The organism is Burkholderia sp. KJ006 (genome assembly GCF_000262695.1).
In the GTDB taxonomy this organism is placed as follows: Bacteria; Pseudomonadota; Gammaproteobacteria; order Burkholderiales; family Burkholderiaceae; genus Burkholderia; species Burkholderia vietnamiensis.
In genome coordinates this window covers 1,204,835-1,231,115 of the sequence record NC_017920.1, presented here as the reverse complement: position 1 = coordinate 1,231,115, position 26,281 = coordinate 1,204,835, and the positions used below count along the sequence as shown (strand labels likewise).

At 68.2% G+C, this 26,281-nt stretch carries 22 protein-coding genes and 1 pseudogene; 9 read left to right on the top strand and 14 right to left on the bottom strand.

Features of this window, described 5'->3' with window-relative positions; all coding sequences use genetic code 11:
* Positions 1-8: 8 nt before the first annotated feature.
* From mdcA to madL, 3 genes are all read right to left on the bottom strand, one after another.
* Entirely contained in the window at positions 9-1,655 is a 1,647-nt protein-coding gene (mdcA, locus tag MYA_RS05605; protein ID WP_011884251.1) for a malonate decarboxylase subunit alpha, read from the bottom strand.
* Positions 1,656-1,819: 164 nt separating this feature from the next.
* Positions 1,820-2,587, bottom strand: a complete 768-nt coding sequence (madM, locus tag MYA_RS05600) for a malonate transporter subunit MadM (protein ID WP_011884249.1) — start codon at positions 2,585-2,587, stop codon at positions 1,820-1,822.
* A gap of 11 nt (positions 2,588-2,598) precedes the next feature.
* A complete protein-coding gene (gene madL, locus MYA_RS05595) occupies positions 2,599-2,994 on the bottom strand; it encodes a malonate transporter subunit MadL (RefSeq protein WP_011884246.1) in 396 nt (131 codons plus the stop codon).
* Positions 2,995-3,322: 328 nt separating this feature from the next.
* On the opposite strand from madL, the gene MYA_RS05590 reads away from it, so the two are divergent.
* The 3 genes from MYA_RS05590 (at position 3,323) to MYA_RS05580 (ending at position 5,272) form a co-directional block, all read left to right on the top strand.
* Positions 3,323-4,171, top strand: a complete 849-nt coding sequence (locus tag MYA_RS05590) for a LysR substrate-binding domain-containing protein (RefSeq protein WP_011884244.1) — start codon at positions 3,323-3,325, stop codon at positions 4,169-4,171.
* Between the two features lie 227 nt (positions 4,172-4,398).
* A complete protein-coding gene (locus tag MYA_RS05585; RefSeq protein ID WP_011884243.1) occupies positions 4,399-4,839 on the top strand; it encodes an Hsp20/alpha crystallin family protein in 441 nt (146 codons plus the stop codon).
* A 16-nt stretch (positions 4,840-4,855) separates the two neighbouring features.
* Positions 4,856-5,272 (top strand): Hsp20/alpha crystallin family protein, encoded by a 417-nt coding sequence (locus tag MYA_RS05580; protein WP_011884241.1) that lies wholly within the window; start codon positions 4,856-4,858, stop codon positions 5,270-5,272.
* Positions 5,273-5,376: 104 nt separating this feature from the next.
* On the opposite strand, the gene MYA_RS05575 is transcribed toward MYA_RS05580, so the two are convergent.
* Positions 5,377-5,700 (bottom strand): TFIIB-type zinc ribbon-containing protein, encoded by a 324-nt coding sequence (locus MYA_RS05575; protein ID WP_014722798.1) that lies wholly within the window; start codon positions 5,698-5,700, stop codon positions 5,377-5,379.
* Between the two features lie 83 nt (positions 5,701-5,783).
* Entirely contained in the window at positions 5,784-6,539 is a 756-nt protein-coding gene (locus tag MYA_RS05570; protein WP_011884237.1) for a TerC family protein, read from the bottom strand.
* Between the two features lie 107 nt (positions 6,540-6,646).
* On the opposite strand from MYA_RS05570, the gene MYA_RS05565 reads away from it, so the two are divergent.
* Entirely contained in the window at positions 6,647-7,540 is an 894-nt protein-coding gene (locus tag MYA_RS05565) for a LysR family transcriptional regulator (RefSeq protein ID WP_034193230.1), read from the top strand.
* A gap of 139 nt (positions 7,541-7,679) precedes the next feature.
* Positions 7,680-8,846: pseudogene (locus MYA_RS29365) on the top strand (DUF2242 domain-containing protein); the annotation flags it as partial.
* A gap of 868 nt (positions 8,847-9,714) precedes the next feature.
* Here MYA_RS29365 and MYA_RS05555 read toward each other — a convergent pair.
* Complete coding sequence (locus tag MYA_RS05555; protein WP_014722795.1) at positions 9,715-10,635, bottom strand: pyridoxal-phosphate dependent enzyme; 921 nt, start codon at positions 10,633-10,635, stop codon at positions 9,715-9,717.
* Between the two features lie 205 nt (positions 10,636-10,840).
* Here MYA_RS05555 and MYA_RS05550 point away from each other — a divergent pair, with 205 nt between their 5' ends.
* Together MYA_RS05550 and MYA_RS05545 are read left to right on the top strand one after the other, a co-directional pair.
* Positions 10,841-11,752, top strand: a complete 912-nt coding sequence (locus tag MYA_RS05550) for a LysR family transcriptional regulator (protein ID WP_014722794.1) — start codon at positions 10,841-10,843, stop codon at positions 11,750-11,752.
* A 490-nt stretch (positions 11,753-12,242) separates the two neighbouring features.
* Positions 12,243-13,448, top strand: coding sequence for an MFS transporter (locus tag MYA_RS05545; RefSeq protein WP_014722793.1), 1,206 nt, complete (start codon positions 12,243-12,245; stop codon positions 13,446-13,448).
* A 141-nt stretch (positions 13,449-13,589) separates the two neighbouring features.
* Here the strand turns inward: MYA_RS05545 and MYA_RS05540 are convergent, their stop codons facing one another.
* From MYA_RS05540 to MYA_RS05530, 3 genes are all read right to left on the bottom strand, one after another.
* The gene (locus tag MYA_RS05540; protein WP_014722792.1) at positions 13,590-14,612 is read right to left on the bottom strand and encodes a histone deacetylase family protein; all 1,023 of its coding nucleotides are present in this window, start codon (positions 14,610-14,612) and stop codon (positions 13,590-13,592) included.
* A 24-nt stretch (positions 14,613-14,636) separates the two neighbouring features.
* Positions 14,637-15,902: a Zn-dependent hydrolase gene (locus MYA_RS05535; protein WP_041493805.1), complete on the bottom strand. Its 1,266-nt coding sequence runs from the start codon at positions 15,900-15,902 to the stop codon at positions 14,637-14,639.
* Positions 15,903-16,035: 133 nt separating this feature from the next.
* Positions 16,036-17,346 (bottom strand): MFS transporter, encoded by a 1,311-nt coding sequence (locus MYA_RS05530; protein WP_014722791.1) that lies wholly within the window; start codon positions 17,344-17,346, stop codon positions 16,036-16,038.
* A gap of 195 nt (positions 17,347-17,541) precedes the next feature.
* Between MYA_RS05530 and MYA_RS05525 the strand changes: the two genes are divergently transcribed.
* Positions 17,542-18,498 carry a LysR family transcriptional regulator gene (locus tag MYA_RS05525; RefSeq protein WP_011884220.1) on the top strand — a complete coding sequence of 319 codons (957 nt, stop codon included), beginning with the start codon at positions 17,542-17,544 and terminating at the stop codon, positions 18,496-18,498.
* 73 nt (positions 18,499-18,571) lie between these two features.
* On the opposite strand, the gene MYA_RS05520 is transcribed toward MYA_RS05525, so the two are convergent.
* The 4 genes from MYA_RS05520 to MYA_RS05505 form a co-directional block, all read right to left on the bottom strand.
* Complete coding sequence (locus tag MYA_RS05520) at positions 18,572-20,002, bottom strand: purine-cytosine permease family protein (protein WP_014722790.1); 1,431 nt, start codon at positions 20,000-20,002, stop codon at positions 18,572-18,574.
* A 277-nt stretch (positions 20,003-20,279) separates the two neighbouring features.
* Complete coding sequence (locus tag MYA_RS05515) at positions 20,280-20,963, bottom strand: SOS response-associated peptidase family protein (RefSeq protein ID WP_014722789.1); 684 nt, start codon at positions 20,961-20,963, stop codon at positions 20,280-20,282.
* Between the two features lie 271 nt (positions 20,964-21,234).
* The gene (locus MYA_RS05510; RefSeq protein ID WP_014722788.1) at positions 21,235-21,861 is read right to left on the bottom strand and encodes a flavin reductase family protein; all 627 of its coding nucleotides are present in this window, start codon (positions 21,859-21,861) and stop codon (positions 21,235-21,237) included.
* A 214-nt stretch (positions 21,862-22,075) separates the two neighbouring features.
* On the bottom strand, positions 22,076-23,221 hold the full coding sequence (locus MYA_RS05505) for a porin (RefSeq protein ID WP_011884212.1): 1,146 nt from the start codon (positions 23,219-23,221) through the stop codon (positions 22,076-22,078).
* A 934-nt stretch (positions 23,222-24,155) separates the two neighbouring features.
* Here MYA_RS05505 and tssF point away from each other — a divergent pair.
* Entirely contained in the window at positions 24,156-25,967 is a 1,812-nt protein-coding gene (tssF, locus tag MYA_RS05500; RefSeq protein ID WP_014722785.1) for a type VI secretion system baseplate subunit TssF, read from the top strand.
* 51 nt (positions 25,968-26,018) lie between these two features.
* On the opposite strand, the gene MYA_RS05495 is transcribed toward tssF, so the two are convergent.
* Positions 26,019-26,270, bottom strand: coding sequence for a PAAR domain-containing protein (locus MYA_RS05495; protein WP_011884205.1), 252 nt, complete (start codon positions 26,268-26,270; stop codon positions 26,019-26,021).
* Positions 26,271-26,281: the final 11 nt, after the last annotated feature.

The following is a 26,281-nucleotide window of genomic DNA, read 5'->3' as shown; positions in this document are numbered from 1 at the left end:
CGTCTTCCTCACCAGTTGCGGAACCGGGCCGGCGGCGCATAGAGGCCGCCCGACCAGTGCACGAGGTCCTTGATCGAGCGCGCGGCGAGCCAGCGGCGGTCGGCGTCGAGCGGATCGATGCCGAGATCCTCCGGGCGGCGGATCACGCCGCGCTCGCGCAGGCGCTCGACCATCCGGCGGTCGCGGCCGCGGCCGACCTCCGTGTAGCCGGCCACGCCGCGGATCGCCTGCTCGCGCTCGTCGAGGTCGCGGCACATCAGCAGGTTCGCGATCCCTTCCTCGGTGACGATGTGCGTGACGTCGTCGCCGTAGACCATGATCGGCGCGAGATCGAGCTGCAGCTTGTCGGCGAGCTTCAGCGCGTCGAGCTTCTCGACGAACATCGGCACGTTCTTGTCGCCGAACGTCTCGCCGATCTGCACCACCAGCTTGCGGCCGCGCCTGAGCGCCGCGGGCGTGTCGGGGTCGGCCTGCGCGCCGGCCTTCAGCCACGGCTCGCTCGGATGGCGCCGGCCGCGCGCGTCGCTGCCCATGTTCGGCGCGCCGCCGAAACCGGCGATGCGCTCGGCCGTGACCGTCGACGAATGGCCGGCCAGGTCGATCTGCAGCGTCGAGCCGATGAACATGTCGCACGCGTAGAGGCCCGCCGTCTGGCAAAACGCGCGGTTCGAGCGCAGCGAGCCGTCGGGGCCGGTGAACCAGACGTCGGAGCGCGCGCGGATGTAGTCGTCCATCCCGACTTCGGAGCCGAAGCAGTGAATCTGTTCGACCCAGCCCGATTCGATCGCGGGGATCAGCGTCGGGTGCGGATTGAGCGCCCAGTGCGTGCAGACCTTGCCCTTCAGCCCGAGCTTCGCGCCATAGGTCGGCAGCAGCAGCTCGATCGCGGCCGTGTTGAAGCCGATGCCGTGGTTCAGCCGCTTGATCCCGTACGGCTCGTAGATGCCCTTGATCGCGAGCATCGCGGTCAGGATCTGCGTTTCGGTGATCGCGGCCGGGTCGCGCGTGAACAGCGGCTCGACGTAGAACGGCCGCCCCGCCTCGACGACGAAATGCACGCGGTCGCCCGGAATGTCGACGCGCGGCACCTTGTCGACGATGCGGTCGACCTGCGCGATCACGATGCCGTCCTTGAACGCGGTGGCTTCGACGACGGTCGGCGTGTCCTCGGTGTTCGGGCCGGTGTACAGGTTGCCGTCGGCGTCGGCGCTGACGGCGGCGATCAGCGCGACCTGCGGCGTCAGATCGATGAAGTAGCGCGCGAACAGCTCGAGATACGTATGCACCGCGCCGAGCGCGATCTTGCCGCCGAACAGCAGCTTCGCGATGCGCTGCGACTGCGGGCCCGAATAGGCGAAGTCGAGCCGCTTCGCGATGCCGCGCTCGAACACGTCGAGATGCTCGGGCAGCACGACGCCCGACTGCACCATGTGCAGGTCGTGGATCTTCGCGTTGTCGACGTCGGCGAGCGCGACGGCGAGCAGGTCGGCCTGCTTCTGGTTGTCGCCTTCGAGGCACACGCGATCGCCCGGCCGCAGCACTGCTTCGAGCAGCGCGACGGCGTCGCGCGCATCGACGCGCTTGCCGCGCGCGAACGCCGCGCCGGCCGCGATGCGTGCGTCGCGCGCCTGCCGCGCGTGATTCCATCCGGTCATGAAGAGTTCTCCCGCTTCGGTGGTTCAGCGGCATTCTAAGCCGCGGGCTGCCGCCGATTGATGATGATGACGAATGCGACTCAGAGGGCGCCGCGATGGATGCGGCCGGTCGCCGCACGCGCGTGCCGGCCGCACGCACGAGCCGCGCGGGCCGCCGGCGCACGCTACGCGCCGACCAGCGCGCGCGTCGCGAAGAACAGCAGCGACGGCCCGAGCAGGCAGCCGACGCCGGTGTGGAACGTGGCGATCAGCGCGCCGTACGGCACGAGCCGGCGATCGGTCGCGGCGAGCCCCGCGCTCACGCCGCTCACCGTGCCGGCCAGCCCGCCGAAGATCATCGCGGAGCGCGGCGTCTTCAGCCCCATGAAGTTGGCGGCAACCGGCGTGCCGACCATCACGATGATCGCCTTCACGAGGCCGGTCGCGATGCTCAGCGCGATCACGTCGGAGCTCGCGCCGATCGCCGCGCCGGTGACCGGCCCGACGATGTAGGTGACGGCGCCCGCGCCGATCGTCGTCATGCTGACCGCATCGGTGTAGCCGAATGCGCGCGCGATGCTCGCGCCGACGATGAACGGCAGCACGGTGCCGAGCAACAGCGACACGACGCCGACGAGGCCGGCCTTGCGCGCCTCGGCCGGCTGCACTTCGAACGCGGTCGCGACGATCGCGAAATCGCGCAGCATCGCACCGCCCATCAGGCCGATGCCGGCGAACAGCCGCACGTCGGCGAGGCCCTTGTCGCCGCCGGTGAACGCGCCGCCGACGTACGCGAGCGCAAGACCGATGACGATCGCGATCGCGGAGCCGTGCACGCGGCCGAACGTGAGCCGGCGCGACGCGATCGACGACAGCCACATGATCAGGCCGACCAGCGCGAACGACGCGACGAGCCCGTTGTGGGCGACGGTTTTTTCGAGCATCTGCAGCATGGCGGCCTCCGTCACTGTTCTTCGAATTGCGGCACGCCGGCGAAGGCCGTGTCGTCGCGTCCGGTGCGCACCAGCACCGCGATGCAGCATGCGCAGATCGCGACCGCGCCGAGCGCGGCCAGCAGCGCGACCGGGCCGCCCTTCAGCGCGGCGACGACGTTCTGGTTCGCCGCCATCGCGACGACGACCGGGATGTACATCGCGCCCCAGAACCCGACGCCCGCTTCCGTCTCCTTCGGCAGCCAGCCGCGCCGGTGCAGCCACAGCCGCAGGCAGATCAGCAGCAGCATCGCGATGCCGACGCCGCCGACGTTGGTCTTCACGCCGATCGCGGCGCCCAGCAGGTCGCCGAGGAACAGCCCGGCCAGATGGCAGAACGCCAGCAGCGCGGTTCCGTAGATGATCATGAGTCGTCTCCAGTCTCTTGGTGCGGCGCCTGACGCGTGCGGGAGGGAGGCCCGGCCGCCGATACCCGGGCGGACTGTCCGTCTCCTGCGGCGCGGCGCCGCGGCCCGGCGGCTCGTCGTGCGAGCGCGTTCTCGGGGTCGATGGGATGATGCGGGTTCGGGCCGAACGCCGGATGGCTTAGACTGACCGAAGCAGCCGCCGGCGCGACACGGGCTACGCCGCCGGTGCGGCCGGCCTTGAAGGGCCGCACTGGCGCGTGATCCGATACTAGCGCCGCAAAATCCGGCGATTTATGAAGTTGTCGAAACCGATTCAGTGGATTTAGCAATGCGTCCGTTACCGCCCGAACTGCTGCGCAGCTTCGTCGCCGTCGCGCAGTCCGGCAGCTTCACCGCCGCGTCCGAGCGCGTGAGCCTGTCGCAGTCGACCGTCAGCCAGCACATCCGCCGCCTCGAGGAGCTGCTCGACCGGCCGCTGTTCGAGCGCGACACGCGCAACGTGCGCCTGTCGCAGCACGGCGACGCGCTGTTGCGCTACGCGGTGCGCATTCTCGAGCTGATGGACGAAGCCGTCACGTCGGTGTGCGGGCCGCCGCTGTCCGGCAAGGTGCGGCTCGCGATGTCGGAGGATTTCGCGTCCGCGCATCTGACGGCCGCGCTCGCGAGCTTCGTGCAGCGCAATCCGGACGTCGAGCTGGCGATCTCGACCGGGCTGTCGGGCGATCTGTTCGACGCGCTCGACGAAGGCCGCCACGATCTGGTGTTCGCCAAGCGCGTCGCCGGCAGCCGGCGCGGCCGCGTGATCCGCAGCGAGCCGCTGTACTGGTGCACCGGCCCCGATTCGGCGATCACCGGCCACGAGGCCGTGCTGCCGCTCGCGATGCATCCGGAGCCAAGCGTGTCGCGGCGCCGCGTGCTCGAATCGCTCGAAGCGGTCGGCCGCCCTTACCGGATCGCCGTCGTGAGCAGCAGCATCGCGGTGCTGCGGGCGGCCGCGAGCGCCGGGCTCGGCGTGAGCGCGTTCGCCGGCTACGTGATCCCGGCCGGACTCGCGCGGCTCGACGCCGGGCTGCCGGAACTCGGCGAGCTCGAATACGTGATCGACCGGCCGGCCGCGGCGTCACGCTCGACGCTTGCGCTCGAGGCGACGCTGATCGCGGCGGCGGCGGGGTTGTAGCGGGATGCGTCGCGGTCGCGACGGTGGCGGCGGTCGAGGGCGGCGTCGAACGTGAGCCACGGCGACGCGTCGCGACACGCCGCCGCCACCGCTGCAATCCACCCTCTTGAAATGCCGCTCGCCGGCCACTAACTAAGCGTCATCAGGCAATGCCCACCACGCGCACCGTGCGCGTCGACGGGGCTGCGTCGGCGCGTATTCCGCGCTTCACGTTCAGGAGGACCATCATGAGCGGTATGTATTTCGGCAACGATCTGTTCGACGAATTCACGCGCCTGCAGCGGCAGATGGCGAGCCTGTTCGGCGAACTGCCGACCGGCATCCGAGCGGTGCGGCCCACCGCGTTCCCGGCGCTGAACATCGGCGCGACCGACGACGCGATTGAAATCGTCGCGTTCGCCCCCGGCATGGCCGCCGCCGACTTCGACGTGTCGATCGACAAGGACCTGCTGACCATCAGCGGCGAGCGCAAGCCGGTGCCGCAGGACGGCGGCGACGACGTGCGCACCTATGCGCAGGAGCGCTTTCACGGCGCATTCCGCCGCGTGGTCGAGTTGCCGCAGAACGCCGATCCCGACAAGGTCAGCGCGCGCTACGAAAACGGCTGCCTGCTGATCCGCGTCGGCCGCCGCGAGGAATCGAAGCCGCGTGCCATCACCGTTCAGTGAACTTCAGGAGACCGACATGAACACGAGCCAGACCCTGACCGAACGTCCAACCGACGCCGCACAGCCGGCCGCCGCCGCTGCCGAAGGCGCGCGCCGGCCCGCGATCACGCCGGCCGTCGACATCGTCGAGGACGCACAGCGCGTCACGCTGCGCGCCGATCTGCCCGGCGTGCCGCGCGAGAACCTTGACGTCAAGGTGCACGACAACACGCTCACGATCGACGCGCAAGCGCGCATCGACACGCCGGCCGACCTGCGCGTGCGGCATGCGGAAGTGCGCGTGCCGCGCTTCGTGCGCTCGTTCGTGCTGAGCGCCGATCTCGACACGACGCGCATCGACGCGAACCTGCGCGACGGCGTGCTGACCTTGACGATCCCGCGCCGCGAAGAAGCGCGTCCGCGCCGTATCGACGTGACGGTCGGCGGCGCGTAAGCGCGCGAGAACCGGCCGCCGACGACACGCGATGAAATCCCCGCCGGGCATGGTCCCGGACGGGGATTTTTCACATGCGGCGGCCCGCGCCCGCGCGGCCGCGTTCAATCGAAATCGAACAGGTCGAACACCGACCGCTTGCGCCGCTGGCCGCCGTGCCGATGGCGGTCGTCGTCGGCGCGCGCGTCGCGCGGCCAGCCCCCGTCTCGGCCGCGCGGCGCGTGGCGATCGGGCCGCCCGTCAGCCGGTGCGTTAGCCCGTGCGTCGTTCCGTACATCGGGCCGTACCTCGCCGGTTTCGCGCGCGATCAGCTTGTCGAGTTCGCCGCGATCGAGCCACACGCCGCGGCACGTCGGGCAATAGTCGATCTCGATCGACTGGCGCTCGGCCATCAGCAGGTCCGGCGTCTTGCAGACAGGGCATTTCATCAGGCTGCTCCTTCGGGACTGGATTGCGCATCGGCGGCGGGCGTCGCCCGCCCGCCGGCTCGTTCGGTGACGCGCAGCTACGCTCAGTGACGCTCGGCCCGCGCCGCGCGCTTCGCCTTCGCGCGCCGCGCCAGCATGTTCATGCCTTCGACGAACGCCGAGAACGCCATGGCCGCGTAGATATAGCCCTTCGGCACATGCGAGCCGAAGCCTTCGGCGATCAGCGTCATGCCGATCACGACCAGGAACGACAGCGCCAGCATCACGATGGTCGGGTTGCGGTCGATGAAGCGCGCGAGCGGCTGTGCCGCGAACAGCATCACGCTCACCGCGACGATCACCGCGACGAACATGATCGGCACGTGCTCGGTCATCCCGATCGCGGTCACGATGCTGTCGATCGAGAACACGATGTCGAGCATCACGATCTGGCCGACCGCGGCCCACATCGTCAGGCCGGCCGCGCCGCTGCGCGCGCCGTCGTCGTCGCCGTCGTGCGACACGTGGTGATGGATCTCCGTGGTCGCCTTCCAGACGAGGAACAGGCCGCCCGACAGCAGGATGACGTCGCGCCACGAGAACGCGTGGCCGAACAGTGTGAACACCGGTTCGGTGAGGCTGGCGATCCACGCGACGCTGGCCAGCAACGCGAGGCGCATCACGAGCGCGAGCGCGATGCCGATGCGCTGCGTACGCGCGCGCTGCGCTTCGGGCAGCTTGTTGCTGAGGATCGAGATGAAGATCAGGTTGTCGATGCCGAGCACGACCTCCATCACCACGAGGGTCAGAAGCGCGGCCCAGACGGCGGGGTCGGCGGCAAGCGTCAGCAGGTAGTCCATGGAAGGCCCGGTTCGCGAGAGGAAAACCTGATGATAGGCAATCCACGACTTCGGAAAAATCAGCGAGAATCTGAGCTTTGGTGCGGTTTTTTCGATATATCGTCGCGATGCTGAATTTTCGCCATCTGTACTACTTCTGGGTCGTCGTGAAGGAAGGCGGTTTCGCGCGCGCCGCGCAGCGGCTCGACATGGCCGTGCAGACGATCAGCGCGCAGGTCCGGGAGCTGGAAAAGTCGCTCGGTCATCAGTTGCTGCGTCCGGCCGGCCGGGGCGTCGCGCTGACCGACGCCGGCCGCGCCGCGTATGCGCGCGCCGAGGTGATCTTCGAGATGGGCCGGCTGATCCCCGACGACGTGCGCGCGGCCGCCGGCCGGCCGACCGTGCGGCTCGCGGTGGGCCTCGCGGACGGCATCTCGAAGCTCGCCGCGCATGCGATCCTCGCGCCGGTGCTCGAGACGCCCGCGCTGCGGCTACTGTGCCACGAGGGCGAACACGATGCGCTGCTGGCCGAGCTCGCGCTGCATCATCTCGACCTCGTGCTGGCCGGCCAGGGCGCGCCGGCCGGCTCGAACCTGCGCGTGACGAGCGAGCGGCTCGTCGCATCGCCGGTCGACTGGTACGGCCCCGCGGCGCTCGTCACACCGGCCGCGCGGCAGCGTTTTCCGCAGTGTCTCGCCGAGTTGCCGGTGCTGCTGCCGACCGCGCATTCGGCGCTGCGCGCGCGCCTGGACCTGTGGCTCGAACGGGAACGGATCGTGCCGCGCGTGACCGGCGAATTCGAGGACAGCGCGCTGATGGCCGTGTTCGGCGCGCGCGGCCTCGGCGTGTTTCCGCTCAGCGAGCTCGGCGCGAACGATGCGGCGCTGCTGCGCGGCCTGCGCCGGCTCGGGCGGGCGGGCGACGTGACCGAGGAAATCCACGCGATCCGCTCGCGCCGCGGCGAGCACCATCCGCTGGCGTCGCAACTGCTCGCGGCGGCACGCGCGACGCCGGCCGACTGAAGCGAGCGCGACATCAAACGAAACTATAATGACGCCCCGGCCATACGAGATTGCCGCGCGCGCCGTGCGCGCACCGACGTCGCGCGACCTCGCGCTCGCCCGCCGTCGCGGCAACTCGCCGAGCCCTCTGAAAGACGCCATGCACAACCGATTTCGCCTGTCCTCCGTTTCGTGCGCGCTCGCGGCCGCCACCGTGCTGGCCGCGTGCTCGTCGCCGCCCAAGCCGATCTATCAGCAGGAACAGTTCGACGCGACGAGCAGCCCGTATGCGCATACGTTCCATGCGAAGTCCGAGGCGGCCTGCGAGGCCGCGCGGCGCTCGCTGCTGAGCCAGGGTTACGTGGTGTCGTCGTCGCGCAACGATGCGGTCGACGGCAGCAAGAACTTCCAGCCGAACAACGACATGCACGTCGTGATCGAGTTTCACGTCGTGTGCGCGGACGCGAACGCCGACGGCTCGTCGAGCATCGCGTACGTGAATGCGGTGCAGGACCGCTATACGCTGAAGAAGTCCAATACGTCGGCGAGCGTCGGCCTGAGCGTGTTCGGCTCGCTGTCGCTGCCGATCGGCTCGAGCGACGACGCGCTCGTGAAAACGGCGAGCGAGACGATTCCGGCGGGCGTCTTCTATGAACGCTTTTTCAATCTGGTCGACCATTTCCTGAAGATCGATCCGGCCCGCCGCGATCGCGCGACCGTGAAAGCGGCGGAGAAGGAGCATGTCGCGCCGCTGCCCGAGCCGGCGCCGACGCCGCAAGGCGAACCGATGAAGATGACGACGCCGGTCGTACCGACGCCGCCGGCCGCGCCGGTGCCGCTTTCGGGGACGGGGGTCGCGCCGGGTTCGGGGGGGCCGGTGGGGGCGGCGGCTGGGTCGGCCGTGGTCGCGCCGAGTGCGATGCGCGGGGCGACGCCGGGTGGAGGAGCGGGTTCGGCGACTGGTCCGGCTGCGGCTCCGGTTCGGGCTTCTGCCGCTGGTGCCGCTTCGGCTTCCGGACCTGCTCCGGCTCCGGCACCTGCTTCGGCACCTGCTTCGGCACCCGCAGCGGCCTCCGCGCCGGCAGCCTCTTCGACATCCGCTCCGGTTTCGGCCCACGGTCCAGTTTCGACACACGCTCCGGCCGCGGCACCTGCTTCGCCTTCACCTGCTTCGGGGTCGACAGCTGTTCCTGCTCCTGCTCCTGCTTCGGCACCCGCACCGGCTTCGGCGTCCGGTCCTGTTTCAGCCCTCGGCCCGGCTTCAGCTACGGCATCGCTGCCAGCCGCTGTTTCGGAGGCAGCACTCGCTTCGGCTTCGGCCTCCGCTCCTGTTTCAGCCCACGGCCCGGCTTCAGCTACTGCGTCGCTGCCAGCCGCTGTTTCGACCGCTGCACCTGCCTCGGCTTCGGCGTCCGCTCCGGCCGCGACGCTCTCTCCGGCTTCACCGCAAGCACTCGAGACTGCTTCGATTTCGGCAGCCGGTTCAGCTGCTTCGGCTGCGGCCCATGCTGCGGCTTCTGCATCGGCTACGGCCGCAGCACTCGCTTCGGCTCCCGTCCTCGCTTCCACGGCTTCGTCTGCGCCGCCTCATGCCGCTGCGTCGGAAGCGGTTTCCGCGTCGGCACCCACCGGCACGCGCGGCACGCCGGTCGCTTCGAGCGCAGCTTTGGCAATGTCCGGTCCCACGGCAACGGCAACCACGCACGCCGCTGCGGCCTCCGCAAGCAATACGTCGGCGTCCGCACCCACCGCCGATCCCATAGCATCGTTCGCGCCGACCGCGGTCAGCGCAGCGCCGGCCAACTGACCACGCGCCCCTCGTCCACGCGTGCCATGCGCACGTAGCGACGGAACGGTGGACGTTTCGCGCGACACAGTGCTTCGATGCGTCGGCGCTTCGCCCGCCGTGTGCGGAACCGATCGCGAGCGCGCCGCTCGTGCATGCGGCCGACGGCGGGTACGACACGCCCTCGTCCTCGTCGTCGCATAGCGATCTGCGCCGCTGCGGCCGACCACCTCACGCGCCGCGCTCGCATCCGCTCACGGCAACGCGAATCGCGAGCCAGCCCCGCCGAACCCGCGCGACAGACACCACGAAGTCACACCGACAAGCCACCACCGTCCGTTCGCGCCGCCGTCACGCATCGGGCTCGATCGCCGTCATTCACCGGCCGAGCGTCACGGACGGCCACACCTCATCGCAACGTAGTGCTCCACGACTGCAGTTGCTCGATGGTCGCCGTCACGCCGCCGCAGACGATCACCGCGATGTTCGACGCCGCGGCCAGCACTGGCACCGGCCGTTCGAGCGCGGCCAGCGCGGCGCCGCACGCGGGCTCGACGACGAGCCGGTGCTCGTCCACCAGCCGCAACGAGGCGGCCACCGCCTGCGCATCCGATACGACGACCGGATGAACCGGATGCCGGCTCGCCCACTCGAGCGCCGCGTCGCACGGCCGCTTCGCGCCGAGCGACGTCGCGATGCTCTCGATCGCCGGCAGTTCCACCGGACGCCGCTGCGCGACCGAGCGCGCATAGCAGTCGGCGCCCGCCGTCTCCACCGCGACGACCGGCACGTCGTGCCAGCCGTTGCGCGCGAGCCCCTCCAGCACGCCGCACAGCAGCCCGCCGCCACCGACCGCGAGCACGATCGCGTCGGGTTTCGGGCCGACGGCCGCGATCTCGTCGACCATCGTCGCGTGCCCGCGCCACAACACCGGATCGTCGAACGGGTGCACGAATGCGTCGTGCTCGCCGACGGCCGCCAGCGCGAACGCGTTGGCCTCGACCCAGCTCGCGCCATGCACGACGACCTCGGCCCCTTCGCCGCGAATCAGTTCGCGTGCGCGCACGGACGCGGTCTCGGGCACCACCACCAGCACCGGCACGCCGAGTTCGCGCCCGCAATACGCGACCGCGATGCCCGCATTGCCGCCCGACGACGACACGAAGCGGCGCGCGCCGGCCGCCTGTCGCGCCGCGCACACCGCGCCGATCCCGCGCAATTTGAACGAACCGGACGGCTGAAGCGCATCGAGCTTCAACCAGACGTCGGCGCCGAGCCGGCGGGAGGCGGTGTGCGAACGGAGGTACGGCGTCTGAATATGGAGCGGCATGGTGGATCACGATGGAACACGAGGGACGGGCGCAGCCGTCGATCAAGCAACGGCAACGGCAACGGCAACGGCAACGGCAACGGCAACGGCAACCATCGTACGGCACGCGGGCCATGCTTTTCCAATACCATCGAAGCGTATTCGCCATGCTTGCCAGGCATATCATTCGCACCAACCGAAACCGGAAACCGGAGTCCCCACCCGCATGCGTCAGATCGAACTACGTCACCTGCGTTATTTCGTGGCCGTCGCGCAAGCCGGCAGCGTGATGGGCGGCGCCCGCGCGGCAGGCATCGTGCAGCCGGCGCTGTCGCGGCAGATCCGCGAGCTGGAGGACGCGATCGGCACGCCGCTGCTGATCCGCCGCGCGACGGGCGTCACGCTGACGGCGGCCGGCGCGAGCTTCCTGCGCGATGCGACCGCCGTGCTCGCCACGGTGCGGGACAGCCGCGAACGCGCATTGCGCAGCGCGGCCGGCCAGCTCGGCGAACTGCGGCTCGGCGCGCTGCCGAACTGCCTGCCGCTGCCGGTGTTCGCGAACGTGCTGAAGGCGTTTCGCGCCGCATGCCCGGACGTGAAGCTGTCGATCGCGCCGATGCTGTCGGCCGAACAGGCCGACGCGCTGGTGCGCGGCCAGCTCGACGGCGGGATCATGGCGTGGCGTCGCGACGAGGCGCCGCACCTGTCCGGCGTGCGGCTGCTGAGCGACCGCTTCGTGCTCGCGATGCCCGCGCCGCCCGGCGAGCCCTTCGATGCGCCGCGCTCGCTCGCGGACGTCGCGGACCAACCGTTCGTGTGGTTCGACGCGCAGCGCTCGGCCGCGCACCACCGCTTCCTGATCGCGCAATGCGAGCGCGCGGGCTTCACGCCGCGCATCGCGCAGGTCGGCAGCGACATCCCGACGCTGATCGGCCTCGTCGCGGCCGGCATGGGCTGCGCGTTCGTGCCGCACAGCGCGGCGCCGACGTGTCCGCACACGGTCCGGCTCGTCGCGCTCGACGAGCTGGCGAGCCGCTTCGACATCGAGTTCGTGTTCGACGGCGCGGCCGTGCCGGCGTCTCCCGTCGTCGCGCGGTTTCTCGAAGCCGTGCACGCAGTGGTCGACCAGGCGGACTGAGCGCAAGCGCGCACAGCAGCCGCGCTCGTCGGCGCTCGTTCGGCCGGCAGGCCGCCAGCCCGCCGCCGCGACCGGCTTCGCGGCCATCGCGCACTAAACACTTCAGCACCCCGACGAAAATCCTTTCAAATACATAACGCACAACATTACCGTGTCGGTATTTTTAAATTGACGCCAAAAACAGCCGTTTAACGTCATTTCGAATCGCAATGCCGCGAAATATACTTCGCGCGCATCCATTCCTCGTGCCAAAGAGAGGATGCCTTTTCGCCCCGGTCACGGTCCCCCTGTGACCGGGGCTTTTTTTGCTCGAGGCCCGCCGACGCGGCCGTCGCAGCGCGCGGGCACGCCGCCCGCCTCACGCATTCTTGACATCGAATCAAGATTATTTCGTGCGCATGCGGCTTTTTTCATCAGAACAATGTGGGCACACTGCAGGCTGTCCGCGACGGCCCGCTGCCGTTGCGCAACGCTGACAGGAAGGCATCGCGTGAACCCCAACTCCACTTCTCCCTCCCGCGCGGCCCACGGCACCGCGCTGCCGCTGCTGGCGCTCGCCGCCGGCGCGTTCGGCATCGGCACGACAGAATTCGCGCCGATGGGCCTGCTGCCGGTGATCGCCGACGGCGTGCACGTGTCGATTCCGCAGGCCGGCATGCTGATCAGCGCGTATGCGATCGGCGTGATGGCCGGCGCACCGCTGATGACGCTGCTGCTCGCGCGCTGGTCGCGCCGCTCGGCGCTGATCGCGCTGATGTCGATCTTCACCCTCGGCAACCTGCTGTCGGCCGTCGCGCCGGGCTATACGACGCTGTTGCTCGCGCGGCTCGTCACGAGCCTGAACCACGGCGCGTTCTTCGGGCTCGGCTCGGTGGTCGCGGCCAGCCTGGTGCCGCGCGAGCGGCAGGCCAGCGCGGTCGCGACGATGTTCATGGGTCTGACCATCGCCAACGTCGGCGGCGTGCCGGCCGCGACCTGGCTCGGGCAGATGATCGGCTGGCGGATGTCGTTCGCGGCCACCGCGGCGCTCGGCGTGATCGCGATCGCCGGCCTGTTCGCGGCGCTGCCGAAGGGCGACGCCGGCAAGATGCCGGACCTGCGTGCGGAGCTGGCGGTGCTCACGCGTCCCGTCGTGCTCGGTGCGCTCGCGACGACGGTGCTCGGCGCCGGCGCGATGTTCACGCTGTACACGTACGTCGCGCCGACGCTCGCGCACGTGAGCGGCGCAACGCCCGCCTTCGTGACGGCGATGCTGGTGCTGATCGGCGTCGGCTTCTCGATCGGCAACATCGCCGGCGGCCGGCTCGCCGACCGCTCGCTCGACGGCACGTTGATCGGCTTCCTGGTGCTGCTGATCGCGACGATGGCCGCCTTTCCGCTGCTCGCCCGCACGCACGTCGGCGCCGCGCTCACGCTGCTGGTGTGGGGCATCGCGACGTTCGCGGTGGTGCCGCCGCTGCAGATGCGCGTGATGCGCGCGGCCCACGAAGCGCCGGGCCTCGCGTCGGCCGTCAACATCGGCGCGTTCAACCTCGGCAACGCGCTCGGCGCGGCAGCCGGCGGCGCCGCGCTGTCGGCCGGCTTCGGCTACCCGGCCGTGCCGCTCGTCGGCGCGCTGATCGCCGCGGCCGGCCTCGCGCTGGTCGCGCTGCAGCGGGCGCAACGCCGGCGCGCACCGGTTGCCGCGAATTCGTAAACGCCGCGCGATCCGCATTACGCCGGCACGCGGCGCGACAACCGGTTACCGGCGACCGGCAACGGGCGACCGGCCCGCACCGGGATGCCGATGCGCTCTTCATCGTCAGCGGCATGCGCGCGGCGGCCGCGCCCGCGACGCTCAGCGTGCGACGGCGAACCCGCTGAAGAACGCGCGCGCGTTGGCGTCGAGGCTCTCGAGGTGATAGCCGCCTTCCTGCACGATCACCGTCGGTAATGCGAGCGCACCGAGCGCGCCGCCGAGCCGCCCGAACCCGTCGGTCGTGACGGCCACCTGCGACTGCGGGTCGTCCTTGTAGATGTCGAAGCCGAGCGCGAGCACGAGCGCATCGGGCTCGAAACGCGCGAGCGCGCGCAACGCATCGTCGAGCCGCTCGAAGAACGCCGACTCCGGCGCGCCGTGCGGCATCGGCAGGTTCAGGTTGTAGCCGTCGCCGGCCGCCGCGCCCGTCTCGTCCTCGTAACCGGCGACGACCGGGTAGAAGTTGGTCGGGTCGCCGTGGATCGACACGTACAGCACGTCGTCGCGATCGTAGAAGATCTCCTGCACGCCCTGCCCGTGATGCATGTCGGTATCGAGCACCGCCACGCGGCGATGGCGGCCGAGCAGCGCCTGCGCGGCGATCGCCGCGTTGTTCAGATAGCAGAAGCCGCCGGCCGCGTCGCGCCGTGCATGATGACCGGGCGGACGGCACAGCGCGTACGCGTCGCGCGCGCCGTCGTTGACGTGCGCGGCCGCCGCGAGCGCACTCTGCGCCGACCAGTACGCCGCGCGCCACGTGTGCGCGCCGATCGGGCAACTGCCGTCGGCCAGATAGCGCGCGGCTTTCGCGAGTATCCCGCGCAGCGGGTTCGGGTCGCGCACGAATACGTTCGACATCACTTCGTCGCCCCAGTCGTCGGGCATCCGCTTCCAGTCGCGGTGCGCTTCCTCGAGAAAGCGCAGGTAGTTCATGTCGTGCACGGCCGCGATCGGCGCGGTGCCGCGGTCGGCCGGCTCGCACACGTCGAAGTCGAGCGCGCGCACCGCCGCGACGAGGCGCGCCGCACGCTCGGGCACCTCCTGCGGCTCGCGCATCCTGCCGCGCGACAGGTAGGTGCGCGGATGGTGCAGCAACTGTTCGGGATGGAAGAAGGTTTTCATCGTTGTCCTCGTCGGTTCGTCTCGTCACGCGTCGAACGCGGCGGCCGCCGCGTGCGTCGCGACACCGGCGCGCGCGAGCACCGCGTTGAGCAGCACGTTCGCGCCGCGCGTCACGTCGTCGGGCAGCGCGTCCTCGGCCTCGTTGTGCGACAGCCCGCCGACGCACGGAATGAACACCATCGCGGTCGGCACGCGGCGCGCGAGCACGATCGCGTCATGGCCAGCGCCGCTGACGATGCGCTCGCTCGCATAGCCGAACGCGTGCGCCGCCCGCGCGACGAGATCGACGCACGCCGCATCGAACGGCGTCGCCGGGCTGCGCCAGCACGTGTCGAGCGACACCTGCACGTCGCGCGCGGCGGCCACGCGCGCGCACGCTTCGCGCAACGCCTGCTCGATCGCGTCGACGCACGCATCGTCGTGATGGCGCAGGTCGACGGTGAACGTCACGTCGCCGGCGATCGTGTTGCGCGACGCGTGGCGGACGCCGATCTGCCCGATCGTCGCGAGCGCGCGCGGCGCGTAGCCGGCGACGATCCGCTCCAGCTCCAGCGCGATCTGTGCGCACGCGAAATACGCGTCCCGGCGATACGCCATCGGCGTCGTGCCCGCATGCGCGGCCACGCCCGTCACGCGCACATCGAGCCAGCGGATCGCCTGGCCGCCGGTGACGATGCCGATCGTCGTGCCGTTCGCTTCCAGCACCGGGCCTTGTTCGATATGCGCTTCGAAGTACGCATCGACCGCGCCGCCGGGCGCGTGCGTGCCGCGATAGCCGCAGGCGTCGAGCGCGGCGCCGAGCGCGATGCCGTCGGCATCCTGCCGCGCGAGCGCGTCGTCGAGCGGCAGCGCGCCGGTGAACACGGCGGAGCCGAGCATCGCCGGAGCGAAACGCGCACCTTCCTCGTTGGTCCACGACACGATCTCGAGCGGCTTGTCGGTCGCGATGCGCGCGTCGTTCAGCGCACGTACGACTTCGAGCGCCGCGAGCACGCCGTACACGCCGTCGAAGCGCCCGCCCTCGGGCTGCGTGTCGAGATGGCTGCCGATCAGCACCGGCGCGGCCTGCGCATCGGCGCCGTCGCGCCGCGCGAACAGGTTGCCGATCGCATCGACCCGCACCGTCATCCCCGCATCGCGGCACCATTGCGCGAACAGGTCGCGCGCGCGGCGGTCGTCGTCCGTCAGCGCGAGGCGGCGCACGCCGCCGCGCGGCGTCGCGCCGATGCGCGCCATGTCGGCGAGGCTTTGCCACAGGCGATGGCCGTCGACTTCCAGCAAGTCGTTCATGTGCACTCCAATGAATTCGTTCGTCGGGGGTATCGATTTCCGCACGCTGCCGATCCCGCCGCGCACGCCCTGCGACGGTCGCGTACCGGCAGCGTTCGCCCACACGCGGCGCGGCTGATCGAAGCGTCGGGATTCAGCGCGAGCCGAGCGCCTCGGCGGCAGCCGGCCGGGACGCGCGCCGTGCGTCGAGCGCGACGATGCAGAGCAGCGAGATGCCGGCGAGGCCCGTGTAGAACACCGCGAGCGGCCACCACTGGCCGGTGAAGCGATGCGCCAGCCAGGTGCCGACGAGCGGCGTCAGGCCGCCGGCGAGCGCGCCGCACACCTGGTACGCGAGCGAGATCGCCGAATAGCGCACGTGGGCCGGAAACACGTCGCTCACGAAGCCGGCGATCACCGAATAGAAGCCGGCCATGCAGACGACCGCGAGCGCGATGCCGGCGATCAGCGACGCGGACGTGCCGCCCTGCACCAGCATGAACATCGGGTACGGCGACAGCATCGCGAGCAGCGCGGCGATCTTCAGGAACCGCGCGCTGCCGATGCGTTCGGCGAGCCACGCGGCAGCCGGCTGCGCGACGAACTGGATGATCGCGACCGCGAACAGGCTGTCGAGGATCAGCGAGCGCGACACGCCGACGTACTGCGTCGTGTACGCGATCATGAACGTGTTGGTGAAGTAGACGCCCGCGATCCCGATCGTGTTCGCGCCGATGCAGAGCAGCACGAGCCCGGACGCGGAGCGGAACACTTCGGCGACCGGCAGCTTCACCGTGCGGTTCGCCTCTTTCACGCGCGCGAATTCCGGCGACTCGTTCACGCCCAGCCGGATCAGGATGCCGACCACCAGCAGCACCGCGCTCGCCAGAAACGGCACGCGCCAGCCCCACGCGAGGAAGTCGGCCTTGTCCATCGACGTGACCGCGCGAAACGCGACCAGCGACAGGATCAGCCCGGCCGGGCTGCCGAGCTGCGCGAACGACGCGAAGAACGTGCGGCGGCCCTGCGGCGCATGCTCGCCGGCCATCAGCACCGCGCCGCCCCACTCGCCGCCGACCGCGATCCCCTGCACGACGCGCAGCGCCACCAGCAGCACCGGCGCGAGCACGCCGACCTTCGAATAGTCGGGCAGCAGCCCGACGCACACCGTCGCGACGCCCATCATCATCAACGTCGTCATCAGCGCCTTCTTGCGGCCGATGCGGTCGCCGAGATGGCCGAACACGATGCCGCCGAGCGGCCGCGCGAAGAAGCCCACGGCAAACGTCGCGAACGACGCCATCGTGCTCACGAATGGGTCGTGCGACGGGAAATAGAGCTGACCGAACACGAGCGCGGCGGCGGTCGCGTAGATGTAGAAGTCGTACCACTCGATCATCGTGCCGATGAACGCCGCGGTCGCGGCACGCGCCGGCTGACGCGCGCTAGGAAGGGACTGGCTCATGCGGGGCTCCTGACGCGCGCCGCGGCACGCGCAATATCGTGATGGCCGGCCGTCTGTCGCGGCCCCGTGCCGCCGGGTGCGGCACGCCTCCTTTATCGGCGGCCACATATCATTAGTCCAATTTCAAATCATTATTTCGCGTATAAATCTGGCTAATACCCATTCCAACGTTCCGACGTTCAGCCTGGAGCCCCGATGCGCGCCGACCTCGCCCGCTTCGTCAACGACCGCCTCGACTGGAACCTGTTGCGCACTTACCTGGTGATCATGCAGGAGCGCAGCGTGAGCCGTGCGGCCGCGCGCCTGCATGTCACGCAGCCGGCCGTCAGCCAGGCGCTGCGGCGGCTCGAGGACGCGCTCGGCCGCAAGCTGATCGAGCGGCGCGGCGCGCACTTCGCGCCGACCGCGGCGGGCGAAGCCGTGTACCGGATCGCGAGCGACATCTACGGCGGCGTGTCGCGCCTCGACACGGAGCTCGACGACAGCACCGCCGACCTCACCGGGTCGATCCGGCTATTGACGGTGAGCCGCATCGAGTCGCCCGTCTACGACGAATTCCTCGCCGAATTCCATCGCGCGTATCCGCGCATCGACCTGCAGATCGACGTGATGCGTTCGTCGGACATCCTGTCGTCGCTGCTGCAGAAGACGGCCACCGCCGGGCTCGGCCTGTGCCGCACGCCGCACGACAAGCTGCAGATGCGCTGCTTCCTGCGCCAGCGCTATGCGATCTATTGCGGCCGCCATCACCGGCTGTTCGGGCAGACGCAGTTGCGGATGGAAGACCTGCTCGCGGAGAACTTCGTGTCGTTCACCAGCGACCAGATCGGCGACAGCCTGTCGCCGCTCACCGTGTTCCGCGATCAGAAAGGCTTCACCGGACGCATCGTCGCGTCGTCGCCGAGCCTCGATGAAGTGCGGCGGCTGATCTTCGCCGGCTACGGGATCGGCTGCCTGCCCGAGCACATCGTGCGCGACGACGTCGCGCAGCAGCGCCTGTGGCGCCTGCCGCCCGACGACGGGCTGATCGACGTCGACGTATTCCTGCTGTGGCATCGCGAGCGCAGGATGAACGCGGCCGAGCAGGCGTTTCTCGATGCGATGGAGCGCTGCATGCAGCGCCATTCGCTCGCGGAGCGGCTCGGCGCGTAGGCACGCGCGCACCGGGCCGTGGGTGCGGCGCCGCGCGATGCGGCGGCGCGAACGCTGCGCGGGGCGCGTGACGTCAGTGCGGAATTCCGCCGTGTTCGAGCGGCAGGATCAGATGCTCCGGGATGCTGCGCCGCGACGCGCGCGCGCCGACGTAGTACAGCGCGGCCGGCACGACGAGGCCGAGGATCCACGAGATGTCGGTGCCGCCGAGCGCGTCGACGAGCGGGCCGGTGTAGATGTGCGTCGACATGAACGGCAGCTGCACCAGGATGCCGACCACGTAGATCGTGATCGCCATCGCGTTCCACCGGCCGTAGCGGCCGTCGGGATCGGACAGCGCTGGCACGTCGTAGCGCGAACGCGTGAAGCAGTAATAGTCGACGAGGTTGATCGCGCTCCACGGCGTGAAGAACGCGAGCAGGAACAGGATGAACGCGGTGAATTCATTCAGGAACGAATGGCGGCCCGCGAGCGCGATCAAGGTCGACACGCAGATCATCCCGAAGATGTACGCGGCGCGGCTGCGCGACGACACCGCGCGCTTGCCGCGAAAGCCGCTGACGATGGTGGCCATCGACATGAAGCTGCCGTATGCGTTGAGCGTCGTGACCGTCACCTTGCCGAACGCGATGCTGAAGTACAGCAACGCGGCGACCGCGCCCGTCGAGCCGAGGCCGACGATGTACGACACCTCGTGATGCGCGAAGCCGCTGCCTGCCAGCGCGGCCGCGAATACGCCGAACACCATCGCGGCCTGTGCGCCGATCACCGAGCCGAGGCCGACCGCGGCGAACGTGGCCGCCGACGACGTCGAGCGCGGCAGATAGCGCGAATAGTCGGCGACGTACGGGCCGAACGCGATCTGCCACGATGCCGACAGCGACATCGACAGCAGGAAGCTCGCGAGCGAAAAGTGCTTGTTGGCGAGCAGCGCGCCGACGTCGTGGCGCGCAAACAACTGCGCGAACATGTAGACGAACGCGACGACGCCCACCACGCTCGCGATCCGGCCGACGAAGTGGATCGCGCGATAGCCGAACACCGTCAGCGCGACGATCACCGCGGCGAACAGCAGGATGCCGGCCGCGTCGTCGACGTGCAGCAGCTGCGCGACGGCCTGCCCCGCCAGCACCGAGCCGCTCGCGGAGAAACCGATGTACATCAGGCACACGAGCACGATCGGGATCATCGCGCCGTAGACGCCGAACTGCACGCGGCTCGAGATCATCTGCGGCAGCCCGAGTTGCGGCCCTTGCGCGCCGTGCAGCGCCATCACCGCGCCGCCGACGAGCTGGCCGAGCAGCAGCGCGATCAGCGACCAGAACACGTCGCCGCCGAGCACGACCGCGAGCGCGCCGGTGACGATCGCCGTGATCTGCAGGTTCGCCGACAGCCACAGCGTGAACTGGCTCAGCAGGCCGCCGTGGCGTTCGGCATCGGGAATGAAATCGATCGAGCGCACCTCGATCAGACCGCCGGCTCTTTCGCTGGAATTCGTCGACACGGAAAATCTCCAGAATGCTGAGGATCACGGAGGGTGTCGCCGACACGATCGCCGGGTCGGGCCGCCCTGCTTCAATTTCTCGAAGTGCTTCTGCTTCTCCGGCTTCCGCCCGCCGTTCGAACGACGGGCACCGACATTGGTCAGCGGATATTGTTGTATATACAACTAGGACGATATAGGTGATTACCCGAGGCACTCGGTGCGGTCGGGATGGTGCGCGCACGCCGTGCGCATCAGCCTTTCCGGACCGTCAGCGATCCGTATGAAAGATGAAAGATCAAGCGCCGGCGGGCGGCGGCAGAGGCGGTTCCGGCGCGGCGTCCATCTCGTCGGCGGGCAGCAGCGCCAGCATGAGCCGCACGGCTTCGACGTCGCGCGCATGCAGCCATTCGTCGTAGTCGTCGCGGCGCAGGATCACGACGCCGCGCGTGTCGTCGCCGGGCCGATGCATGCGCGCGAACAGCGGATGGCCGTCGGCGTCGACCGTGAGCATCGCCATGCCGATGCGCTCGCGGCCGTCGGCGCTTACGTAGCGTCGCCAGATGCCGGCGACACAGTACGCCTGCCAGCCGGCCAGGCCGATCCGGTGCCACACGTTGCGGCCCGTCTCGTAGCAGGGTTCGTAGATCCAGCGCACCGGGATCAGACAGCGCTGCCCGTTGCGCCAGGCGTTGCCGTAGAGCCGCGACGAGCCGACCGTCTCCGCACGCGCGTTGACCGTGTCGAGCTTGCGCTTCCTGCGGCCGTTGTCGTCGACGCGTTCAGACTGCATGAACTTCGGCCAGAAGCCGAACACCGCGCTGACGACCGCGAGCCCGTCGCCGTCGGCGCGTGCGATCGGCGCCGCGTAATCGGGATAGACGTCGGGTGCCCACGGCTCGCGGTCGAACAGATCGCCGATGCCGATTCGCAGCTCGCTGATGCCCGGGTCTTCGCCGGGAGCACGGTAGTGGGTGCACATGGTTCGACGGACGACGGATGCGATGCTCCATCGTAGGTCAGCCTGCATCCCGCGGCTGTGCGATTTCGGCCGGAGCGAGGCGGGCCGTGCGGCTCGAAGCGCGTCGCTCGCTGCACCGGCCGGATGAACGGCGCGTCAGGATGTCGATCCGCGAATCCGCGCACGCGGCCGTGCCGGCACGCATCGAACGAAACGCCCCGCGCGAACGTCGATTCAGGCGGGGCGTTGCGGGTGCGGGCGGCCGCGCGCCGGACGGCTCAGGCCGCCTTGGTCACGCGTCCGGACGCGCGAGGTCGAAACGGCTGTCCGGCGTGACGTGCACGTAGGCGGTCGGCCCGCCCGCGCGCAGGATGATGCCCGCGCCGAACGTGTCGAAGATGCCGTCCTTCAGCAGATCGTCGCGAATGTGGACGGCGACGACTTCACCGAGCACCAGCGTGGCCGACGTCTCGCCGCCGCGATGATCGCGCAGCGGGACCACGTCGGTGACCTTGCATTCGAAGTTGACGCCGCTTTCCGCGACGCGCGGCACGTCGACGAGACGCGACGCAATCGCGGTCAGCCCGCCGAGTTCGAATTCGTTCACGCCGTACGGCACCGCGGCGCAGGTCCGGTTCATCCGCTCGGCGAGATCGCGCGTCGCGAGGTTCCAGACGAACTCGCCGGTTTCCCGCACGTTGCGCAGGCTGTCCTTCGCCGTGGTGCTCGAAAAGCCGATGATCGGCGGATGATAGTTGAATGCGTTGAAGAAGCTGTACGGTGCGAGATTGACCGTGCCGTCGCTGCCGCGAGAGGAAATCCAGCCGATCGGGCGCGGGCCCACGATTGCGTTCAGCGGATCGTGCGGCAGGCCGTGGCCTTGCGAGGGTTCGTAATAGTGGTAGGTCGGGTGCGTCATGACGGAGCTCGGGCAGCGGACAAGGTGCGTGGAAGGCGATCGCCCGCTGCGCATGGCCGCGTGAAGCACATGCGAGCGGCGCGGCGGGCGGCGCCCAGTATCACACGAGCCTGCATTCGCTGCACCGGTTGCGGCGCCGGAGCCTGGCCGATGCAGCCGCCGGCTGCACGCCGCCCGGCTGTTTGCCGGGCGGTGTCCGCGGGTGAGCGGTCGGTCAGAAGTGATGCAGCAGCGCGACGCGCACGACGTACTGGTTCGGGCCCGACGAGATGTCGGCTGCGCCCGGAACGTACGCGTAGTCGAAGTCGGTGCCGGTGTGGGCGTTCATCGCATGCTGATAGACGCCTTCGACGAACACCGACGTGCGCTTCGACATGTCGTAGTTGAGCTTCGTGCTCAGCTGGTGCCACTTCGGATTGAACGAGCCGACCGTCGACGACACGCGCGCCTGCGTGTACGTGTAGGCCGCGCCGAGGTACAGCGCGGGCGTGAAGTGATAGAGGCCGTTCACTTCGAAGTTGTCGAATTTCCACGCGTTCCAGCTGCCGCCGGCCGGCTGCGTCGTGCCGGTGAAGTATGCGTTGGCGGTCGGGTCGTAGACGTCGACGTGCGAGTACGTGAAGCCGATCAGCGCGTTCGCGAACGCATAGTTCACGCCGATGCCGATGTTCTGTTGCGACGACGCGTCGAACGTGTTGTCGCCAGTGATCGCGCCGTTCGAATCGCCGTTGTGTGCGTTGTTGATCTTCAGGTACGACGCGCCGACCGTCAGCCCGCCCTGCTGGTATTGCAGCGCGGCGCCGTACAGACGGTTGTTCGCAAAGCCGGACTGGTTGCTGAACCCGTACATCGCTTCCGCGGTGATGCCGTGCCACACCGGCGACACGTACTTGACGGCGTTATTGACGCGGAACGAGTAGTCGGTGTTGTCGTTGTCGTACGGGTGCGCGAACAGATAGCCGGTCCAGTTGCCGTTGGCCGTGAGCGGCGAGAAGATGTCGACGCTCGGGTCATACTGGCGGCCGAACGTCAAGGTGCCGTAACGGTCCGACGCGATGCCGACGAACGCCTGGCGGCCGAATTCGCGGCCGCCCTGGCTCATCTTGCCGGTGTTGACGTCGAAGCCGCTCTCGAGCTGGAAGATGGCCTGATAGCCGCCGCCGAGGTCTTCGGTGCCCTTGATGCCCCAGCGGCTGCCGTAGTCGTAGCCGCTTTGCAACTGCACGGTCCCGTGGCCGCGTGCGTTGCTCGTGTAGTTGATGCCGTCCTCGATCTTGCCGTACAGCGTAACGCTGCTTTGCGCATGCGCGGCCGTGGCAAGCAATGCGGCGGGCACGATGATCCCCCAACGCTTGTTCATGATGATTTACCCCCCAAGTCATTCGTTTTCCGGTCGCTTTGCTTACGCGCTGCGAATTCGCGTCGCATCGATGCTTCCCCGCGATGCGACGGGCGCAGTGTAATGAGCCGTTTTTCCGCTGTTAGTGACCGGCGTTGCAAAGGTGCTGTGCAGAATCGAGGGTGTTTTGGGGGGAGGGAAATGGGTTAGCGGGGGGGGTTGGCGGTGCGAATGGGGGATAGCGGGTGGCGAAGTGCGTGTGCGACGATGCCAAACGATGTGCGTGGTGGGCGGGCGATGCGAGCGGCAGGAAGCGCGAAGGGCGTGCAATGGTCGCCACGGACGTGTTTTATAAGCCCGATCGTCAACACGGTCTCGCGGACGACCTGTTACCCGTCGAGTTTGAACGGCGCTACGCGCTGAGCGGCCCATCTATGAAACTCTGGCCCGTTCAGCTCGCCATCTTGCGTTCGGGCAAATTGAATCCGCCATCTGCGCGGGCTGCCCCATGCGGGCCGTGGCGTCAATCTGCGCGCGTTCCGCAATCGAGTGCCCGCTGACGAATCAGGTTGCGCGGACTGATACGGGTTACGTGACCATATTCGCACGAGCCGGTGTTTTTTCTTCAACCCTCGGCAGGTCGAATCCAGACAAACCAGCCCATGCTTTTACGCTGCATTTCGCAAGACTCGACCGGGACCCGGCATTGGGCGCGATTCGTCTCGTTGAACGGGTATATGCGACAAAAATGCGTTGTCTGCAGTACAAATGTTCCGGGCGCGCTGATCGCCGTGTCCAGCAAGGCTCCGAGGCAATCGACGTAATCGGCGGGTTTCGTTCGGTTAAGCGGTTATCATAGCGACGTCAATCGTTGGCGCGCCCGACACTGTTCAGCGCAATAGCATCAGACGGAGACATGGCGTTTTACTGTCCGGCCGGTTCATAATTTCGCGCGATGGATCATCTGCTTCCGCATTACGAACGAGAACTTTCACTACTGCGCCGATCAGTTGCAATCTTTGCAACGCGCTATCCCAAAATTGCCGTTCGCCTCGGGATTTCCGGGGACCACTCCGAGGATCCCCACGTTGAACGGATGCTGCAGTCGTTCGCTCTCCTCGCCGCGGATATAGGCAGCCGGCTCGACGACAACTATCCGGAATTCGCCGAGGCGCTCCTCGGGATGCTGTATCCCCAGTTTCTTCGAACCATTCCCGCGTGCGCAATTGCCCAGTTCGATGTCTCAGACATGTTCGACAAGCTCACTGAGCCGTCGCTTATTGCCCGCGGCACGGAACTGGCGAGCAAAACGGACGACTGCCTGTTCCGAACCGTATATGACGTAACGTTAGCTCCCGTGCGAATCTCGGCGGCGCGCTACGCGTCTGCAACCGCAGTTCCCTCCAACGTCGTGCTGCCCACCGGCACAACCGGTCTGCTCTCCATCACCTTTGAGGCTGCGCGCCCCGACTTTCGCTTCGAAGCCGTTCCAAACCCGTTGCGCATCCATGTCAACGGCCCTAGCGAAATCGTCGGTGCGGCAATGGATACGATGACGATGCGCACGGCGGCCGCCTTCGTCGAAAACGCCGAACGTCGCTGGTCAACGCTGGCCACACCGCCGCTCGGCGCCGCCGGCTACGATCAGGCCGAGAAGCTTGTCGACGAAGACGACGGCCCGCCCGCGCTGCGGCTACTGAGCGAATATTTTGCGTTTCCGAAGAAATTCGATTTCGTTGACCTCGATCTCGCCGCGCTCGCGCATACGGCGGGCTCCAGCCAGCAGCTCACTTTGCATCTCGCCATTTGTGGCGTTCATTCAGAGTCGTGGACGGCACAGCAACTAAAAAATCTGTCGGCGGACAATCTGAAGCTCTTTTGCACGCCGATCGTCAACCTGTTTCGGCTTACGTCACTACCACTCAAGCGGAATCCGATCACGAACGCGTATCCCGTGCAATCCCAGAACACGGACGTTGCGGGTGTTGAAGTTTGGTCTGTCGACTCGGTCCGTGCCACGACGGCTAGCTCCAGAGCGAGCATCATCCATCCGTTCGTGTCGCTCATGCACGGCAGTTCCGCCAAGCCGGCCGGCCCCTATTGGATTCTCGCGCACCATAACGCGGCCTCGCCATCGGGAAAGAAGGAAACCGCGGTCAGCTTGGTCGGCCCCGACGGCCGACGGGCAACCGACACCGGAATCGAACAAATAACGGCCGACGTTACCTGTTCGAATGGCAGTTTCCCGCACACGATGCGAGCCGGCGCAGAAAATGGTGATCTGGTGAATGAGCAGGGAACGATGGTTTCACGCATCGTTATGCTGGATGCCCCGACCGAAGTCGCGCGATTGTCGAGCCAAGGCGACGCGGCTTGGCGGCTCATCACGCAGTTTGCCCCACACTCGATCGAATTGACTCGCACCGGGCTTGCCGAGCTGAAACGCCTGCTCCGCCAATTCACTGCTCATTCAGCGGGGCACGCAAAACTGCTCGATGGACTGACGAACCTGAGCCATCGGGCCAAACAACTCTGGCTTCCAGGAAAACCGATGCCGAGCTTCGTACGCGGTCTGGAAGTGACGTTGACGATCGACGAACAAGCGTTTGCGGCCATCAGCTTGAACGCGTTCATCGGCGTGATGGACCACTTCTTCGCTGTGCATGCGCCGGCGACCAGCTTTGTTCAGCTTGTCGTGATGTCGGCGAACACTGGCGGCGAAATTCGACGTTGTGCGCCACGACCAGGCACAGTCATGCTCGCCTGATTTCTCTATCACCAAACCGTGAAGATCAAGTCACTCGGTAGCGCGTGCCGCTCAGGTAAGGCTCGAAATCAGGTGACACCCGCAGGTCGCCCGGTGACCGTGCCGGGCAATCGGAACACCGTTATCCGTCATTGATTCATCGCCCTCTTCGATCAAATTCGGTTTGACGTCTGGGTGTTGGGGGCAGGTTACCTCGTCCCCCTTGCGAGCAACGAAACGGCCGTCGAAACGCATCGTCGATGAACCCGTGATCACCTTGCCGCCGTGGTCTGTATCATCACCGACGCGGATGAAATTCATCATCGTAGAATACC